The sequence below is a fragment of the Bizionia argentinensis JUB59 genome (assembly GCF_000224335.1).
GTDB lineage: Bacteria > Bacteroidota > Bacteroidia > Flavobacteriales > Flavobacteriaceae > Algorimicrobium > Algorimicrobium argentinense.
The window spans coordinates 43,706-61,843 of record NZ_AFXZ01000047.1 but is presented as its reverse complement, the minus strand read 5'-3'; the positions used below and the strand labels follow the sequence as shown (position 1 = coordinate 61,843).

The following is an 18,138-nucleotide window of genomic DNA, read 5'->3' as shown; positions in this document are numbered from 1 at the left end:
TGAAGGTTATTATACATGTGACTTAAGACAAAAATGTCATCACAGCTTCATAAAATTCTTCGGGGTTTTCGGCATGCAACCAATGTCCTGCATTTGAAATGGTTACAATATTCGCTTTTGGAAAATGCGCGTTAATAATCTCTTCGTCTTGGCTGCTAATATATTCAGATTTATCGCCACGTAAAAATAAGGTATCGCCTTCAAATTTAGCGAAAGCCGGAAGCGGATCGCCAACTTCCTCGACTCTATCGGTTAAAACTTCTAAATTCATACGTAAAGCAAGTTGTCCTTTTTCTTTCCAATATAGGTTTTTAAGTAAAAACTGGCGAGTTCCAACATCGGATACATATTTTGCCATGACCTTATCGGCAGCTCCGCGACTTTTTAATTCGGAAAAATCTAGTTGACCTAAACCTTCTAAAATCGCATCATGATGTATTGGATAAAAACGAGGTGAAATATCGGCAATCAGTAATTTAGAAACCATCTCTGGAAACTGAGCCGCAAATAACATGGCCGTTTTCCCACCCATTGAATGCCCTAAAAGCACTACACTAGATAAGTTATGTGTATCACAATAGTTTTTTAAATCGGCTGATAAAACATCATAACTAAAATCGGAGTCATGAAAACTACGTCCATGATTACGCTGATCTACTAAATGTACTTCATAGCCTTTCTCGGCAAACTGACTTCCTAGACTTTTCCAATTATCACCCATGCCTAAAAAACCATGGAGAATAATAAAAGGTTTCCCTTTACCAATAATATTAGAATATAATTTGTTTGAATTTTTCACGAATGCACTACTATTTTTATTAATATTTTACTAAACTGCCAATGGCAAACTTATTTCAGTTTCTGCAAATACATTTGAATTACATTTTCCACCCCTAAATACAGACTTTCTGAAATCAATGCATGACCGATAGAAACTTCCAATAAGTTAGGCATATTTTCTTTAAAAAACTGAATGTTATCCAATGATAGGTCGTGACCAGCATTAATCCCTAAACCTAGACTATCGGCTAAATCTGCACATTCGGTGTATGGCAAAATGCCTTTTTTATTTCCTAAATTATATTCATCTGCAAAAGCTTCGGTGTACAATTCAATCCGATCAGTACCTGTTTCTTTGGCGCCTTCAATTTGCTTTAAAACAGGATCGACAAAAATAGAGGTACGAATTCCGTTATTTTTGAATTCCTGAATCACTTCAATTAAAAAACCTTTATGTTTTACGGTATCCCAACCGGCATTACTGGTAAGTGCATCCACCGAATCGGGCACTAGAGTAACTTGCGTTGGCTTTATTTCTAAAACCATTGCCATAAATTTATCAATTGGATTGCCTTCAATATTATATTCCGTGTACACTTCGGGCTTTAAATCGTATGCATCCTGGTACCGAATATGACGCTCATCAGGTCTTGGGTGAATAGTAACTCCTTCTGCACCAAAACGCTGCACATCTTTTGCAAATTGAACTACATTTGGTAAATCGCCACCTCGCGAATTTCGTAAAGTTGCAATCTTATTTATATTTACACTTAGCTTTGTCATTTCCTATACATTTGATTTACAAAAATACAAACTCAACTACCGGTATTATAGTATTTTTTAATTAATTTGCAAATAACAAAAAACACAATATGAATTTACATGAATTTGTTATTAACGATATAAAGCCTTTGTTCAGCACCGATAAAATTGGTGATTTACAAATGCTATTTAATCAGCTAACGTATTCCCATATTCCAATTCAGACCGCCGATGGTTTATACTTGGGGTGTATGTCTGAAACAGACGTTTATTGTTTTGAAAAACAAGAAATAATTGCCGATCAAACACATGCTATTGAAGGCTTTTTTGTTCGAGACGACACTAATTGGCTGGATGTACTCGAGGCTTTTGCCCAAAACAACAGCAATATCATGCCTATTCTAGACATTAGCAACAACTATAAAGGATATTATGAATTAAATGATGTTATAGGCTTGTTTAATGAAACGCCATTTTTTGCTGAAGCTGGCGGTATTTTGGTTATTGAAAAAGGACTGATTGATTATTCCTTTAGTGAAATAAGTCAAATTGTAGAATCTAACAACGGAAAATTATTGGGTGCATTTATTTCAAAATCCGAGATGGATTTGGTTCAAGTTACCTTAAAAATTGGGAATACTGGACTTAATGATATCATGCAAACTTTTAGACGTTACAGTTATAATATTATTTCAGGTCATGAAGAGGACAGTTATATGCAGAGCCTAAAAGACCGATCTGACTATTTAAATAAGTACTTAAATATATAATTCAATGAAAATAGCCATTTTTGGTCAAGCCTTTAATTCTAATACTGAAGAAGCACTGGTTGTTATTTTACATTATTTAAATAATAGAGAAGGCGTTTCAGTTTTTCTAATAGCCGAGTTTAATGAGAAAATTCAAGAAAAAAAACCTTCAGAATTCAATTTCACCAAGATCACCGATACTTTAGATCCGAGCTTCGATTTACTGATCAGCATCGGTGGCGATGGCACTATTCTAAGGGCTGTAACATATGTTCACGATTTAAACATTCCCGTAATTGGTGTTAACACTGGTAGGTTAGGTTTTTTAGCAACTATACAAAACCAACTGATTATTCCATCATTAGATGCGATTTTTAATAAAGCTTATAGAATATCGGAGCGCCATTTATTAGTTATTGATACGTTTCCGAAAGTTTCAGCATTCGACACCTACAACTTTGCTTTAAACGAAATAGCTGTTAGTCGGAAAAACACGACTTCCATGATTTCGGTTGAAACCCGATTAAATGATGAATATTTAACATCCTACTGGAGCGACGGACTGATTGTTTCCACACCAACCGGTTCAACAGGTTATTCGTTAAGCTGTGGTGGACCAGTAATTACGCCTGATACCAATAGCCTTGTCATCACTCCTATTTCCCCTCATAATTTAAGCGCGCGTCCTTTAGTAGTAAAGGATTCAACGGAAGTTAAGTTAAAAGTAAATGGCAGGGAAGACAACTTTTTAGTCTCATTAGATTCTAGAATTACTACCTTATCCAACGAGACAATTATTACTATTAAAAAAGCACCATTCACGATAAAAATGATAGAATTATTAGAAGAAAGCTTTTTAGATACCTTAAGAAAAAAACTACTTTGGGGAGAAGACAAACGTAATTAAACAATAATTTTATTTAAAATCAGTTTAATTGAAATACATTTTGAATCAAATTGTTATAGGCTAATCATAGTTTATTATATTTGCAAACTTTTGAACGTTTATGAGGTATTTAACCACCGTACTCTTACTAATTTTAAGCAGTCACTTCTGCCAAGCACAAACCCATGAAATCGGTGTATTTCTTGGCGGCAGTAATTTTATTGGAGATGTTGGTAGCACCAAGTACATAGCGCCTAATAAACCAGCAGTTGGTGCTATTTATAAATGGAATAGAAGTCCGAGACATGCTTTTAGAGCATCTGTAATATATACTGAACTAGAAGGAAGAGATTTAAAATCTGATGACCCAAGACGTCAAGAGCGAGATTTCAGTTTTAAAAATGATATTATTGAAGCTTCCGTGGGTTTAGAATTTACTTTTTTCGACTGGGATTTACATGACGACCGTTTAAAAGCTACACCTTATATATACTCTGGATTATCTGTTGCTTATCATGACAACTTTCAAATCCTTAAAAACGGACAAATAAGAGACGGAAACACCTCGAGCTACGCTTATGGTATTCCTATGGTTTTGGGTTTTAAAACTAATGCTTTAGGAAATTTTATTATTGCTGCAGAAATTGGTGCCCGTTATACTTTTTCGGATGAATTGGATGGCAGTGTTCCAAATTACGACGCCAATGCATCATCAGCTTTTGGTAACACAAACAACAACGATTGGTATATGTTTACAGGCATTACCTTAACCTATACATTTGGCAGAAAACCGTGTTTCTGCATATTTTAACCGTGAATTTAAAAGACACTATACATACCGACTATCTACCTAAACACATTGCCATAATTATGGATGGCAACGGACGTTGGGCAAAACAGAAAGGATTTTTACGAAGTATTGGTCATGAAAACGGGACCAAATCGGTTAGAGAAACTGTTGAAACAGCTGCTGAACTGGGTATTGAAAACTTAACCCTTTACGCGTTTTCAACCGAAAATTGGAATCGCCCGAAACTGGAAGTAAAAACACTTATGAAACTTTTGGTTTCTTCCTTAAAAAAAGAAATCAAAACACTTCAAAAACACGATATTCGTTTAACTGCTATTGGCTGTTTGGAATCATTACCCAAAAAAGCACATAGCGAATTACTAGAAGTTATAGATAAGACTAAAGGCAACAAACGCATGTGTTTAACGCTAGCATTGAGTTACGGCTCACGCGAAGAATTAATAAATACGGTTAAAGAAATAAGTCTTAAAGTTAAAAATAATATAATTTCTCTAGAAAATATTGATGAATCAGTTATAAATGAGCATCTTTACACGCAAAATTTACCAGACGTAGATTTGCTTATTAGAACCAGTGGTGAGCAGCGCATTAGTAATTTCCTGTTATGGCAAATTGCATACGCTGAATTTTATTTTACAAAAGTGCTTTGGCCCGATTTCACCAAGGACCATTTGTATGAAGCAATTATTGAATATCAAAAAAGAGAACGACGATTTGGGAAAACAAGTGAACAACTCCATTAATATCACATCATTGAAAACTTATATAGCAGCAGTATTTACTTTTTTATTTTTAGTAAGCAGTTCAAACACTCAAGCACAGGAGTTACAACCGGCGCCAACAGGCAAGAAATACACCGTGGGTGATATTTCCGTTACAGGTGATACGCATTTTAGTGCTCAAACTATTGTAACCTATTCGGGACTTCGAAAAGGTGAAGAAATTATTATTCCAGGAGATAAAATTAGTGAAGCCATTCGTAAACTTTGGAAATCTAATTTATTCAGAGATATTAACATATATCTTTTAAAAACCGAAGACAATGCGGCATTTCTTGAAATTCGCCTATTTGATTTACCGCAATTAAAGACTTTGGAAATAGAAGGAATTAAGAAATCTAAAAAGAAAGACATTATTTCCGAAAATAATTTACAGGAAGGTGTAAAAGTAACTGAAAACCTTATAACGACCACCAAAAACTACTTGACTAATAAATACCAAAAGGATGGTTTTTATAACACCAAAGTTATTATTACAACAACAGAGGTTCAAGATTCTATCAATCGTGCAGCTGTTAATATGTCTTTAAGCATTGATAAAGGCAAAAAAGTAAAAGTGAGCGAAATTAATTTCAATGGAAACGAAGCTATTGCTGACTCGAAGTTGAGAAAAGCCATGAAGAATACGAAACAGAAAAGTTTCATTCGTATTTTAAAACGTTCCAAATACATAAAAGCTGATTATAAAGAAGATTTAGAAAGTGTTATAGACAAATTTAAGGAGAACGGCTATCGTGATGCTCGTGTCATATCAGATTCTATAACGCACATTGATAATAAAAATATTGCTATTGATATTACAGTAGAAGAAGGTGAATTATATTATTTTGGTGATATATCATTTATTGGAAATACTATTTATAACGACGAACAATTAAAACGAATTCTTCGAATTAATAAAGGCGATATTTATAACGGCGTACTTTTAGAGAAACGTATTGCAGACCACACTAAACCTGACGCTGTAGATATTACCAACCTATATCAAAACAACGGTTATTTATTTTCTACAATTAATCCGGTAGAAACAAATACAGTTGGTAATGTTATTGATATGGAAATTAGAATTTCTGAAGGTAAGCCTGTCTATTTTAATAGTGTTTCAGTAGTGGGTAATGATGTTACTAATGACCGCGTTATATACCGTGAGTTACACACTAGACCGGGACAATTGTATAGTAAAGCTAATGTTATGCGTACCATTCGTGAATTAAGTCAACTAGGGTATTTTGATGCCGAACAGATGGCAACCAACTTTAACAACCCAAACCCTAACGAAGGTACTATTGATTTAGAGTATGGCGTAGTTGAAACTGGGTCTAGCCAAGTAGAGCTGCAAGGTGGTTATGGCGGTGGTGGTTTTATTGGTACTTTAGGGTTATCATTTAACAACTTCTCATTAAAAAACATTTTTAATACGGATGCTTATAAGCCAGTACCTCGTGGTGATGGTCAAAAATTAGCCTTGCGTTTACAAGCAAGTCGTTTTTACCAAACCTATAGTTTCTCGTTTACAGAACCTTGGATGGGCGGTAAAAAACCTGTTCAGTTTTCAACTTCAATTTCTCACTCGGCACAATTTTTATACGAGCCTAGAACAGGGAATGCTGATAGAGACAAACGATTTAATATTACCGGTGTAACAGTAGGTTTAGCAAAACGTTTAACAGTGCCTGATGACTATTTTACCTTATCTCAAGCAGTAAGTTTCCAACATTATAATTTAAAAAACTACAATACTGGGTTATTTACGTTTGGTGATGGTTATTCAAATAACCTGGCCTATACAATTGGCTTAACTAGAAATAACACCTTTAACGATCCTGTTTTCCCTACGGGAGGATCTAACTTTAGCGTAAGTGCTAAACTATCTTTACCGTACTCACTAGTTAACGGCGTGGACTACGATCAACTTATAGTAGAGCGTGATCAATGGTTGGAGGTACAAGCTGATCCTAACAATTCTCAAATCATTAGAAACCAAGCCGCAAAACAAGTTGGTAATATTGATCAAGAACGTTATAAGTGGTTAGAATTCTATAAAATTAATATGAAGGGTGATTGGTATATCAATTTAGTTGATAAGCTCGTGGTAAAATCGAGTGTAGAGTTCGGTTTTCTTGGCGCATATAATCAAGCTAGAGGTGTTATTCCTTTCGAACGTTTCTTTATGGGAGGTGATGGATTAGGAAGTTATAGTTTAGATGGTCGTGAAGCCATTGCGCTTCGTGGGTATCCAAATCAATCTTTACAGCCTGTAGATGATCAGAATTTCACAACTAATGATGGTGGTACTATTTATAACAAGTTCTCTATGGAACTACGTTATCCTATAAGTATGAGTCAATCTGCTAAAATATTTGTTTTAGGATTTGTTGAAGGTGGTGTATCATATAATGATTTTAAAGATTATAACCCATTCAATTTATATAGATCTAGTGGTGTAGGTGTGCGTATTTTTATGCCAGCATTTGGTTTATTAGGTATTGATTTTGGTTATGGTTTTGATTCGCTTCCTGGAGAAACGAAAGCAAATGGATGGGAGCCTCACTTTATTATTGGTCAACAATTTTAAGTTTGGCACGGTATTTTCTATTAACATAATTAATTATTTAAATCCCGATTTAAATTGTTTTCAAATTAAAATTCCTAATTTTGAAATCAGCAATTCAAAAAAGGATAGAATAATTTAAAATATCTGTCGTTTTAGAGTTTACATGTCATAAATTATAAAATATGAAACAGATACAATTAAAAGTTCTTTTTTTATTGGCGACCGTATTCATGCTAAGCATATCCAGTTTTGCACAACGTGGTGTAAGAATCGGTTATATAGACACAGAATACATACTTGAAAACGTACCTGAATATCAACAAGCAACCTCACAATTAGAATCGAAAGTTCAAAAGTGGAAAAGTGAAATTGAGCAACAACTAGGAGGTATTGAGCAAAAGCGTAAAGACTTAAGTAATGAAAAAGTACTTTTAACTAAAGAGCTGATTACAGAGCGCGAGGAAGATATTACTTTTGAAGAAACTGAAATTCTAGATTATCAGCAAAAACGTTTTGGTCCGAATGGCGACTTAATGATTCAAAAGAAACAATTAATCCAACCCATTCAAGATCAAATTTTTGCAGCAGTTCAAGATATCGCAGAAAAACAGAAGTACGATTTTGTATTTGACAAATCTGCCGATGTCGTGATGCTTTATTCAGCAAAACGATACGATTTTAGCGAACAAGTAATCAGAAGCTTAACAAGAACGTCCAAACGTACTCAAGCCACGTCGAAAGCAGAAAAGCGCGCTGCAGAAAGTGAGGACCTAGTTATAGAAGTTAACGAAGAGCAAGAGGCTAGAGAAAAGGAAGATGACAGCCGTAGACAAGGTATTTTAAAAGAGCGTGAAGCGCGTAAATTAGCTGCTCAAAAACGTCGGGATAGTATTATCGATTCTAGGAATGCAGCACGAGAAGAACGCGTAAATACTCGCGATCAAGATACAAATGCTGACGAAGATGAGCCTGTTGAAACAACTGTAAAGCAAGACAATAAAAAACAGAGTAATATAGAGTCTAAAACGCCGGAACAAATAGCAGAAGAACGCCGACAAGAAAAAATAGAAGATCGCGATCAAAGAAAACAAGAATTAGAAGAACGTAAACAGCGTATTTTATTAGAAAGACAACGTGCAAAAGAAGAGCGTGAAAACGCTAGGAATAACAAAAATGAAGAAACGCCTGAAGACGATTGATGGCGAAAAACAATTAGTAAATTAAATTTATAACACACATTAATACTATTTTTAAAATGAAAAATTTCAAGACCCTTTTATTTGCAGCAGCCTTATTCATTGGAGCAACAAGTTTCACTCAAGCTCAAGATAAAGTTGCGCACATTAACACCCAAGACTTAATTAAATCTATGCCGGAAATGGCAACAGCACAATCTGAAATGGAAAAACTTGGAAAAACCTATGAAGCTGACATCAGAGCAATGGGTACTGAGTATCAAAATAAAATGAAGCAATACGAAGCTGAAGCGAGTACTAAAACGGATGAAGAAAACCAAAAGCGTATGGTTGAAGTTCAAACTATGGAACAAAATATCCAACAATACCGTAGTACTGCTCAACAAGATATGCAAAAGAAAGAAGTAGACTTATTAAAGCCTATTACTGAAAAAGCAAAAGCAGCTATTTTAAAAGTAGCGAGAGCTCAAGGTTTCAAATATGTTTTAGACTCTACTCAAGGTGGTGGTGTTATCATGGCCGACGGTAAAAACCTATTAGACGATGTTAAGAAACAATTAGGCATCTAATCTTTCTTAAAAATAATCTTTAAAAAGCCACTTATATCAAGTGGCTTTTTTATTTTTGGTATATGAGTACAAAACCTATTGGCATATTTGATTCTGGTGTTGGCGGCACGTCCATTTGGAATGAGCTACATTTACGTTTGCCCAATGAGCATACTTTGTATCTAGCCGATAGTAAAAACTCGCCATACGGGACTAAAACGCAGCAAGAAATTATTGAGTTAAGTATTAAGAATACAGAGTATCTTATTTCGAAAAACTGCAAACTCATAGTTGTAGCTTGTAATACTGCCACAACTAGTGCTATTAAAGTTTTACGAGAGCGCTTTAACATCCCTCTTATTGGTATAGAACCTGCTATTAAGCCTGCAGCCCTTAACACCAAAACTAAAGCCATTGGCATACTGGCTACTCGAGGCACCTTATCTAGTGAATTATTTCACCAAACAACAGATTTGTATAATGATAAGATTCGGGTCATAGAACAAGAAGGGGAAGGTATTGTCCAGCTCATTGAGTCAGGAAAATTAGATTCGGTTGAAATGACCACATTGCTTAAACTATATTTACAACCTATGATACAAGCTAATATTGATTACTTGGTATTAGGCTGTACGCATTACCCCTATTTAATGCCGCAGTTATTAAAAATACTCCCGAAAGAGGTTAAAATTATTGATTCTGGGCGAGCAGTCGCCAAACAAACCGAGCTTATTTTAAATAAAAACAAGCTATTGAATATTTCTGGTAAAAAACCAGAAACGCATTTCTACACCAATGCAGACACACAAGTAATATCACAAATTTTAGGCGATGCTTATAAAGATCACATCTCCTATTTAGACTTTTAGCTATCTATTCTTTAAACCAACTTGAATACGCAACGTAGTTTTCGGCAATTCGATGTATTTCTCCAGAAATCAACTCCTCACTAATATCTTTTACCTTTTTAGCAGGTACACCCGCATAAATACTACCAGTTTTAATGTGCGTGTTTTTAGTTAAAACGGCACCTGCAGCAACAATACTGTTACTCTCAATAATACAATCGTCCATTACAATACTTCCCATTCCAATTAAAACGTTGTCGTGAATAGTACAACCATGTACTATGGCATTATGTCCAATAGACACGTTGTTCCCAATAGTGGTAGGCGATTTTTGATACGTAGCATGAATAACAGCACCATCTTGAATATTCACCTTATTTCCCATTTTAATAAAGTGCACATCGCCTCTAATTACAGCGTTAAACCAAACACTGCAAGTTGCTCCCATGGTAACATCGCCAACAATTGTGGCATTTTCGGCTATAAAGCAATCTTCTGGTATTTGCGGTGATTTTCCGTTTACTGATTTTATAATGGGCATGATTTTATGTTTTTGAAAATTTGTGTTTTGAAATTTAATTTATGTTTTGCTAATGTAAAGCTATTTTTAAGGATTGTTTTTGAGAACTTCAATAAGATTCCTTAACATTGAGCGCTTTCAAATTGTCAGGTTAAGCTAAATAGAAACCTAATTGAAAGGATGAGAAATTAAGCTTGATAGATTTCTCACTACGTTATAAATGCGTTACGATCTTTGCTAGATTGATTGTAATATTTTTAATAGCATATGAGATTTCTGCCTACGCAGGAATTAGTTACTTAAAAAAAGCTAATAAATCCGATTTCCTAGAAGCTGAAACACTTACTTGTTTGCCATTACTCAACACTACACTTCCACCCTTCCCTTTTACGTACTTTACTATTTCATTGACATTAACTAAATAAGATTTATGAACTCTTGAAAAATGACCATCTTTTAATATATCTTCAAAGTGCTTTAAGGTTTTACTCACGACTTTCCTTTTATCATTATTAAGATAAATTTCGGTGTAATTATCATCAGCTTTGCAATATAAAATATCAGCTGTGTTAATGATCTCAAAACCATCTTGCTGTGGAATGGTTATTTTTCCTGCAATCACATTTATTTTCGGCACCAGAACTTGATCTTGAAGCGCGGATTCTTTCTTTCTTATTTCGGTAACATAATCAACCGATTTAATGAGTTCATCTATAGAAATCGGTTTCATTAAATAATAAGATGCATGTGCATTCAAAGCTTCTAAAGCATATTGATTGTAAGCGGTAACGAATATAGTTTCAAAATTAATATCACCTACTTTTTCTAACAAATCGAAAGCATTGCCATAAGGCATTTCAACATCCAAAAACACCAAATCAAGTTCATTATTTCTTATTAAGACTAAGGCCTCTTCTACATTTTCAGCTTCACCTAAAACATCAATATTCGGACAATATTTGGTAAGATAATTTCTTAAAATATCGCGGCTCGTTTGTTCGTCCTCTACTATTATAGCTTTTAGTTTCATATTTTTATTCCTGCTTTCATAGGAATCTCTCTTTATAATTAGTACCTTTTTTAAAGATTTAAATTCAATCCTTTTTCAAAGTCACCAAGACCTGTGTTCCGGTATCTTCCGAATCTTGAAAATCTGAAATAGTAACGTCTACTTTATCCTGATACATTTCATTTAAAATAGTCACGCGTTTTTTAATATTACTCATGCCTTGCGAGCTATGCTTTTTCTGATTATCCGTTTTTAAAGCTCTAGAACGTTCACGGCCAATGCCATTATCTGAAATTGTAATGGTAATCTCTGTGTCACTTTTTTTAGCAATTGCTATGGTTAATATACCTTTGGTAATTTTGTAACGTAAACCATGCCACACAGCGTTTTCTATGTAAGGTTGTAACAGCATTGGTGGAATTTGAAAATCGGAAACCACTACCTCACTTGAAACCGATATCTCGTAATCGAATTTATCTTGAAAGCGAAAATGTTCTAACTTCGTATACAATTCCAATAAAGCGATTTCTTTTTCTAAAGGGATAAAATCTGCTTCACTATTCTCTAAAACAGACCGCATAAGTTGAGAGAAATCGGACAAATACCGATTCGCCGTTCGTTCATCATTGGAAGCTATAAAGCTATTCACCGAATTTAAAGCATTAAAAATAAAATGTGGATTCATCTGACTTCGCAAGGACTTTAAAGCAAGTAAATTATTAGCCAAACGTTGCTGTTTAATGTATTTATACATAAAATAAGCGGTTATCAGCAATAACAGTAATCCACCGATTAAAGAATAAATAATAAGCTGCTGACGCTTGTTGCGTTCAGATGTTAATTGATATTTACTTTCTGATAATTGTCTTTCGGACTCCAAACTAGTAATACGGTTCTGCTTTTCAGCAATTTCTTTACTAAAGCGCGCTGCTTGGATAATTTCTTGTTCTTTTTTTATATAAAGTGTTTCCACCAAATCTGTATACTCCTTATAGGTTTCTAAAGCTTTATTATATTCCCCAGAGCTACTATACACCTCGGATAGTTTACGTTTGGCATCTTTAGCAACGACTAAATCATTTTTAGCGTTAGCTTCATTTATACTTTTTTCTAAATACGATTTTGCACTATCATAATCCTTCTTTAAGTAATAAGCATTTCCAATTTTATAATTTTGCTTCTGAACCGTTAGCGCGCTTTCAATACCAATAGCAGAATCCATTTCAATGCCTTGAATATCCTGAATAGCTTGTTTACGGAGCTTAATTTCATCAGAAAAATTTTGACTTCTATTTTTAAAATCGGCCACTTTCACTTTCTCTTCAACAGATCGTGATTCGGTTTCTTCTAAAGCCAATTCCATAGCATTATTAAAATAATCTCCGGCTTCTTTCTCACTACCAGATTCGCTATAAGTTTGTGCAATTTTAGAGGTTAAATCGGTTTTTTTAGGTGTCATTTGGTGTTTAACTGCTTTTTCTAATGCCACATTGTAAGCTTTTAAAGCCTTTTGAAAGTCTTGCATGGCGTAGTAAGTGTCTCCCAATCCTTCATGCAAAAAAACATGCTGCCTATTGCTTAATTCGTCTTCGGTAATGCTCTTATAAATCGAGAGACTTTCCTGGTAGTTTTTATTGTACCTATAAGCCTTGGCTAATTTTAATTGAACAATTGCCAATGGCAAATTTTGTAAACTAATGCTATAATTGGAAATCGCTAAATCGTATTGTTTCCAGTACACATAAATATCTCCCAGTACTGTATACACTTCAGATTTATCCTTGGTAGATTGACTTTTAGAAAGCCCTTCAGTAATAAATTGAAGACTCTTTTCAATATCTGTTTTCAAGTAGTATTTAGAAGAGTCTACAGCCGCTTGAAACGACAAACCTCGATTTCTTTTTGGCGCTTGGGAAGCGTCTTGATTAGCACGAACTTCAATCTTAATGCGACTATTATCTTTTACGGTGTAATAAACAGTTTTAAAATCTTTATGTTTTACAACCAATTCATCGCCTTTTTTGACTTGAATTCTGAAGTCACCAGACAAATTAGTAGTTGTATAAGCGCCTCCACTAACTTCAATATTTACATTTGGAATGGCTCTATGAAATTCGGCATCGTAAACCGAACCTCGAACAATAAAGGAAGGCGTTTGCTGGTTGTTGTAAGTTGGTGTTTCCTGTGAAAAAACCCTATATGGAATCACACACACAAAGAGAAACATTATAAAAGTTATTAAGAGTTTCATTTATCTTATTTGCTAGCATAAACTTACATACTTTCTGCGGTAAAATAAAATGTGCCTTTATGAATTTAAGTCTGGTTACTTATCAAAATGATACGTATACAAACTCGAAAAGGCTTTTCACGAAAGAAAACGCACTGAATACGCATTCATATTTTTCTATAAACGAAATTGAACAGTATAAAAAAACTCGAAAATTTATTCCGAGTTTCTAAATTATTTATTTCTTCTCTATTAATTAACCGCAGGACATTTGCATTGGTAGCGCTCTTTTCTACAAGCAAAATTATATCCTAAAGTAATTTGATGAAAACCACCATTATTAAATACTACGGAATTCGATTGGTATGAATACGTATATGCCACCATAAATTCTTCAAATGTAACACCCACCAATGGTGAAACATATTGTAATTTCTGGCTTGAAATACTACCATTAGTTTCCCTAAACTCTGCTCCATCTAAACTACGACGATAGGATAATCCACCCCAAACTTTACCAAAATCCATTTCTTTATACACTTTAGCGTTGATGTCGATAGAAGATTCTTTAGTAGCATCTTTATATTGGAACATTATTGACGGCTCATAACTCCACTCGCTACCAAACTTGCCTAAAACAATTCCGGTAGAAAACAAATAGCGTCTTAAATTATTAGTGATTTCAATATCATTATTAATCCCTTCGTTATTCAACATGTTTTTAACCGTAGCATGCGCGTAGAAATTATATAAGAAATATGAAAATCCGAAATCGATATTAAAATTAGTTGAACTTTGCGCGATACCCGAAATAAGACGATCAGGCAGTTCATTTAAAAAAGCGGTTTCATCCAGTTTATATTGAATAGCTCCAACACTTAAACCGAAAGACAACATATTTAAATCGACTTCATTTCTAGAAAACAATAAATGATGCGCATAGGTTAAATAAGCACCATTTTGTGAATGAAATCCGTTTTTATCCGTATAAAATATAGCACCAATTCCAGAATTAGAATCGCCAATTCTACCATTGGCACTCACGGTTAACAACTTGGGAGCATTTTCATGTCCAAACCATTGCTGTCTACCTGTCATACGGATTTTGGCACAATTAGCAACACCAGCCATAGACGGGTGAATTAAATAATAATTATCTGTTAAATAATCAGAATAAACAGGCAAACCCTCTTGAGCGTGTCCAAATTGCGTAAAAAAGGCAACAGCGGCTATTAAAAAAAACCTTTTCATTGTCATAATATATTTTTCAGGATGGATTACTGACATTTCGAATCATAATAATCCTTGTATAAACTTGCATTTCATAATAAGATAATAAAAATCAATTTTTATTTCTCAGTTAAATGATTAAGGCTTATAATTAATTTACATGACTTCTATTAGCAATTGTAATTCAATGTTAAAACTCAAATATATGGATATCTGTAGTTTTGTTTTAGTATTTTTACGTAAAATATATTTACCATGACTCTATATACAGTTTCCATTCAAGAAACCTCCAATAAAACGATTGTTAAATTTGAACTTAATCAGTTTATTACCAACCACCAAAGCTTTGAATTTAGTAATATTGACGAAGCGAAAAACTCTCCTTTAGCACAGCAATTATTTCAACTGCCCTTTGTAAAAAAAGTGTATATCTCTAGCAATTTTATTGCTATTGAGCGCTTTGATATTGTTGAGTGGTCCGATGTTCAAGAAGAAGTTGCCGAGCAAATTAAGGACTACTTAAACTCTGGCGCCAAAGCTGTAAAAGAAACCACAACAGTAAAGAAATCACCTATAACTGTTTATGCAGAAAGCACACCAAACCCAGCTGTAATTAAATTTATAGCCAACAAAAAATTGGTAACGGCTACCTATGAGTTTACGTCTATTGATGAAGCGAAATTATCGCCATTGGCTACAGAATTATTCCACTTTCCTTTTGTGAAAAGTGTTTTTATAGAAGACAATTACGTTTCTGTAACCAAATATGATATGGCGGAATGGGAAACCATTACCATGGAAGTGCGTGAGTATATAAGATCATTTATTGAAAACGGTAAAGAAATTGTTTCTGCTAAAGCACAACAAGAATCCAATAGGACATCAGAAAAATTAGATGCAACTTATGAGACTCTTGATGATACATCAAAAGAAATTATTACAATTTTAGAAGAATATATTAAACCTGCTGTTGCCAGCGATGGCGGTAATATTCAATTTGAATCCTATAATCCGGACACGAAAACGGTTAAAGTTATTTTACAAGGTGCCTGTAGTGGTTGTCCATCGTCCACAATTACTCTTAAAAATGGAATTGAAAACATGCTAAAAGAAATGCTAAAAGGTCGTGTAGAAACTGTTGAAGCTATAAATGGCTAGTTTTATTTTTAATAAATTTTTTAGTAACTTAAGCTAAATTATAAAAATAAAATCATTATGGCCATTCTAAAAGTTATTGAAGTATTAGCAAATTCAGAAAAAAGCTGGGAAGATGCCACCAGAAAAGCAGTTAAGGAAGCATCGAAAACCGTAAAAAACATTCGTTCAGTTTATATTAAAGAACAAAGCGCCATTGTGAATGGTGATAATGTAACCGAGTTCCGGGTTAATTTAAAAATAACCTTCGAGGTTAGTTAATTTATAAAGCATAAGTAATTTATAAAAAACGCTCCATGCAGAGCGTTTTTTTTTATGACTTATTTCTTCATTATAAAGCTTTTAAAACAAATCTAAAATTTGGAATTGATCTCATTGAATCCCGATTTAGTCTTTTTCCATTATTATATTAATACTATATTTAAATAATTACATTATTAAACACCTCCAATTATTCTAAATTAAAGTTAAATTTAGTAATATGATCCTATTTCATTTCCATTAATATTTCTATAATTTTTAGAACGGTGAGATAATATGTAAATTTGCATCTTACTTAAAATCACACATTATATATTTTATGGATAAAAATTTGGATTACTGGATCGATCAAGCAATAGTTTTTGGAACCACTTATGGTTTAAAAGTTATTGCAGCTATTGCCATTTGGATTGTAGGTTCTTGGGTTATTAAAAAAATTGCAAGAGGCGCTACTAAAATAATGGAGAACCGAGATTATGAATTAAGTCTTCAAAAATTTCTTATAAATTTAATTAATGCCCTTCTAAAAATCTTATTAGTTATAACCTTATTGGGAACATTAGGGGTTCCCACAACACAATTTGCCGCTATTATTGCAGCTGCTGGTTTAGCAATTGGCTTAGCACTGCAAGGTTCTTTAGGGAATTTTGCCGGCGGAATTCTTTTAATGATTTTTAAACCCATTAAAATTGGCGATTTTATTGAAGCACAAGGACAAAGTGGTACGGTAAAAGAAATTCAAATTTTCACAACCAAACTTAATACAACAGATAATAAAGAAGTAATTATCCCAAATGGCGCACTTTCAAATGGGAATATTGTTAATTACAGCGTAGAAGATACACGTCGTGTAGATTTCACGTTTGGGGTTGGTTACGATTCAGATATTAAGAAAACTAAAGAGGTTCTTTTTGGCGTTATTAATTCGCATCCATTAGTATTAAAAGATCCAGCTACAGCCGTAAACGTCTCGGAATTAGCGGATAGTTCTATCAATTTTTTCACACGTGCGTGGGTTAAAAAAGAAGATTATTGGACTGTAAAATTCGATGTTATTGAGCAAACCAAAGAAGCACTAGATGCGGCTGGTATTGATATTCCTTATCCACATCAAGTTGAAATACATAAAGAAGGATAAATTATAATTTAGGTTTAGGCTTTAAAGCCACAAAATCTTTTAAGTAATAAGGCTCAAAATAAGCGACATCTTCAGTGTCGCTTTTTTTGTACTTATAATAAGCTAAGGCGCCCATTTGTTTAGCCGAAGGCAATTTATTTTCTACAAAATTGGCATGTTTATGTTGGATAAGAATTTTTGTTTTTGCAACGCCATTTCCTATAAAATAAACCATATTATTTTCTAGATATTCAGCATAAGACATTTCATCTAAAACTTCCGCTTTTATACCTCTTACCGATTTATACTGTGCATTAAAAACATCCGCATATACTTCCATGCGCCTAGCATCCAACATGGGAATAATAAACCCTTCTTCTATTTGAACCTGATGTGCTAAGGCTTCTAAAGTGGAAACACTTATTAAAGGAATGTCTAAGGCAAAACAAAGGCCTTTAGCTGCAGATACTCCAATACGCAATCCTGTATAAGATCCAGGACCTTTACTGACGGCTATGGCTTTAATTTCCGATTTATCGATTTGATTTTCCTTAAGAATATCGTCAATAAATACATGCAAGCGCTCTGCATGAGAAAAACTATTATTATAATCTTCTTTTAAAGCAAAAATCTCTCCTTCTTTTGAAAGAGAGACCGAACAATTGGTTGTTGCTGTTTCTATACTTAATATTATGGCCACGGC

General features: G+C 33.8%; 18 protein-coding genes. 11 read left to right on the top strand and 7 right to left on the bottom strand.

The window, feature by feature from the left end; translation table 11 throughout:
* Window positions 1-22: 22 nt before the first annotated feature.
* Window positions 23-799: an alpha/beta fold hydrolase gene (locus BZARG_RS11885; RefSeq protein ID WP_040288626.1), complete on the bottom strand. Its 777-nt coding sequence runs from the start codon at window positions 797-799 to the stop codon at window positions 23-25.
* Window positions 800-849: 50 nt separating this feature from the next.
* Complete coding sequence (locus BZARG_RS11880; RefSeq protein WP_008638667.1) at window positions 850-1,563, bottom strand: pyridoxine 5'-phosphate synthase; 714 nt, start codon at window positions 1,561-1,563, stop codon at window positions 850-852.
* Window positions 1,564-1,652: 89 nt separating this feature from the next.
* Here BZARG_RS11880 and BZARG_RS11875 point away from each other — a divergent pair, with 89 nt between their 5' ends.
* From BZARG_RS11875 to murI, 8 genes are all read left to right on the top strand, one after another.
* Complete coding sequence (locus BZARG_RS11875; RefSeq protein WP_008638671.1) at window positions 1,653-2,312, top strand: CBS domain-containing protein; 660 nt, start codon at window positions 1,653-1,655, stop codon at window positions 2,310-2,312.
* A 4-nt stretch (window positions 2,313-2,316) separates the two neighbouring features.
* On the top strand, window positions 2,317-3,198 hold the full coding sequence (locus BZARG_RS11870) for an NAD kinase (RefSeq protein ID WP_008638738.1): 882 nt from the start codon (window positions 2,317-2,319) through the stop codon (window positions 3,196-3,198).
* 100 nt (window positions 3,199-3,298) lie between these two features.
* Window positions 3,299-3,988 (top strand): type IX secretion system protein PorG, encoded by a 690-nt coding sequence (gene porG / locus BZARG_RS11865; RefSeq protein ID WP_008638669.1) that lies wholly within the window; start codon window positions 3,299-3,301, stop codon window positions 3,986-3,988.
* Window positions 3,989-3,990: 2 nt separating this feature from the next.
* Window positions 3,991-4,731: an isoprenyl transferase gene (locus BZARG_RS11860; protein WP_040288638.1), complete on the top strand. Its 741-nt coding sequence runs from the start codon at window positions 3,991-3,993 to the stop codon at window positions 4,729-4,731.
* The gene (locus tag BZARG_RS11855) at window positions 4,664-7,342 is read left to right on the top strand and encodes a BamA/OMP85 family outer membrane protein (protein ID WP_083823850.1); all 2,679 of its coding nucleotides are present in this window, start codon (window positions 4,664-4,666) and stop codon (window positions 7,340-7,342) included. Before BZARG_RS11860 ends, BZARG_RS11855 begins: the two co-directional genes overlap by 68 nt.
* Window positions 7,343-7,503: 161 nt before the next feature.
* Window positions 7,504-8,520, top strand: coding sequence for an OmpH family outer membrane protein (locus BZARG_RS11850; RefSeq protein WP_008638635.1), 1,017 nt, complete (start codon window positions 7,504-7,506; stop codon window positions 8,518-8,520).
* 56 nt (window positions 8,521-8,576) lie between these two features.
* Complete coding sequence (locus BZARG_RS11845) at window positions 8,577-9,086, top strand: OmpH family outer membrane protein (protein WP_008638682.1); 510 nt, start codon at window positions 8,577-8,579, stop codon at window positions 9,084-9,086.
* Window positions 9,087-9,148: 62 nt separating this feature from the next.
* Entirely contained in the window at window positions 9,149-9,934 is a 786-nt protein-coding gene (gene murI / locus BZARG_RS11840; RefSeq protein ID WP_008638710.1) for a glutamate racemase, read from the top strand.
* 4 nt (window positions 9,935-9,938) lie between these two features.
* On the opposite strand, the gene BZARG_RS11835 is transcribed toward murI, so the two are convergent.
* The 4 genes from BZARG_RS11835 to BZARG_RS11820 form a co-directional block, all read right to left on the bottom strand.
* Window positions 9,939-10,454, bottom strand: a complete 516-nt coding sequence (locus BZARG_RS11835; RefSeq protein WP_008638739.1) for a gamma carbonic anhydrase family protein — start codon at window positions 10,452-10,454, stop codon at window positions 9,939-9,941.
* 274 nt (window positions 10,455-10,728) lie between these two features.
* Complete coding sequence (locus BZARG_RS11830; RefSeq protein ID WP_008638670.1) at window positions 10,729-11,463, bottom strand: LytR/AlgR family response regulator transcription factor; 735 nt, start codon at window positions 11,461-11,463, stop codon at window positions 10,729-10,731.
* A gap of 64 nt (window positions 11,464-11,527) precedes the next feature.
* A complete protein-coding gene (locus BZARG_RS11825; protein WP_040288624.1) occupies window positions 11,528-13,693 on the bottom strand; it encodes a histidine kinase in 2,166 nt (721 codons plus the stop codon).
* A gap of 231 nt (window positions 13,694-13,924) precedes the next feature.
* Window positions 13,925-14,929 carry a PorP/SprF family type IX secretion system membrane protein gene (locus tag BZARG_RS11820; protein ID WP_008638678.1) on the bottom strand — a complete coding sequence of 335 codons (1,005 nt, stop codon included), beginning with the start codon at window positions 14,927-14,929 and terminating at the stop codon, window positions 13,925-13,927.
* A gap of 228 nt (window positions 14,930-15,157) precedes the next feature.
* Between BZARG_RS11820 and BZARG_RS11815 the strand changes: the two genes are divergently transcribed.
* The 3 genes from BZARG_RS11815 (at window position 15,158) to BZARG_RS11805 (ending at window position 17,456) form a co-directional block, all read left to right on the top strand.
* Window positions 15,158-16,060, top strand: coding sequence for a NifU family protein (locus BZARG_RS11815; RefSeq protein WP_008638760.1), 903 nt, complete (start codon window positions 15,158-15,160; stop codon window positions 16,058-16,060).
* Between the two features lie 57 nt (window positions 16,061-16,117).
* Window positions 16,118-16,318 carry a dodecin family protein gene (locus BZARG_RS11810; protein WP_008638701.1) on the top strand — a complete coding sequence of 67 codons (201 nt, stop codon included), beginning with the start codon at window positions 16,118-16,120 and terminating at the stop codon, window positions 16,316-16,318.
* Window positions 16,319-16,637: 319 nt separating this feature from the next.
* A complete protein-coding gene (locus BZARG_RS11805) occupies window positions 16,638-17,456 on the top strand; it encodes a mechanosensitive ion channel family protein (RefSeq protein ID WP_008638657.1) in 819 nt (272 codons plus the stop codon).
* Between the two features lies 1 nt (window position 17,457).
* Here BZARG_RS11805 and tsaB read toward each other — a convergent pair whose 3' ends face one another.
* Window positions 17,458-18,135: a tRNA (adenosine(37)-N6)-threonylcarbamoyltransferase complex dimerization subunit type 1 TsaB gene (gene tsaB / locus BZARG_RS11800; RefSeq protein ID WP_008638651.1), complete on the bottom strand. Its 678-nt coding sequence runs from the start codon at window positions 18,133-18,135 to the stop codon at window positions 17,458-17,460.
* Window positions 18,136-18,138 lie beyond the last annotated feature (3 nt).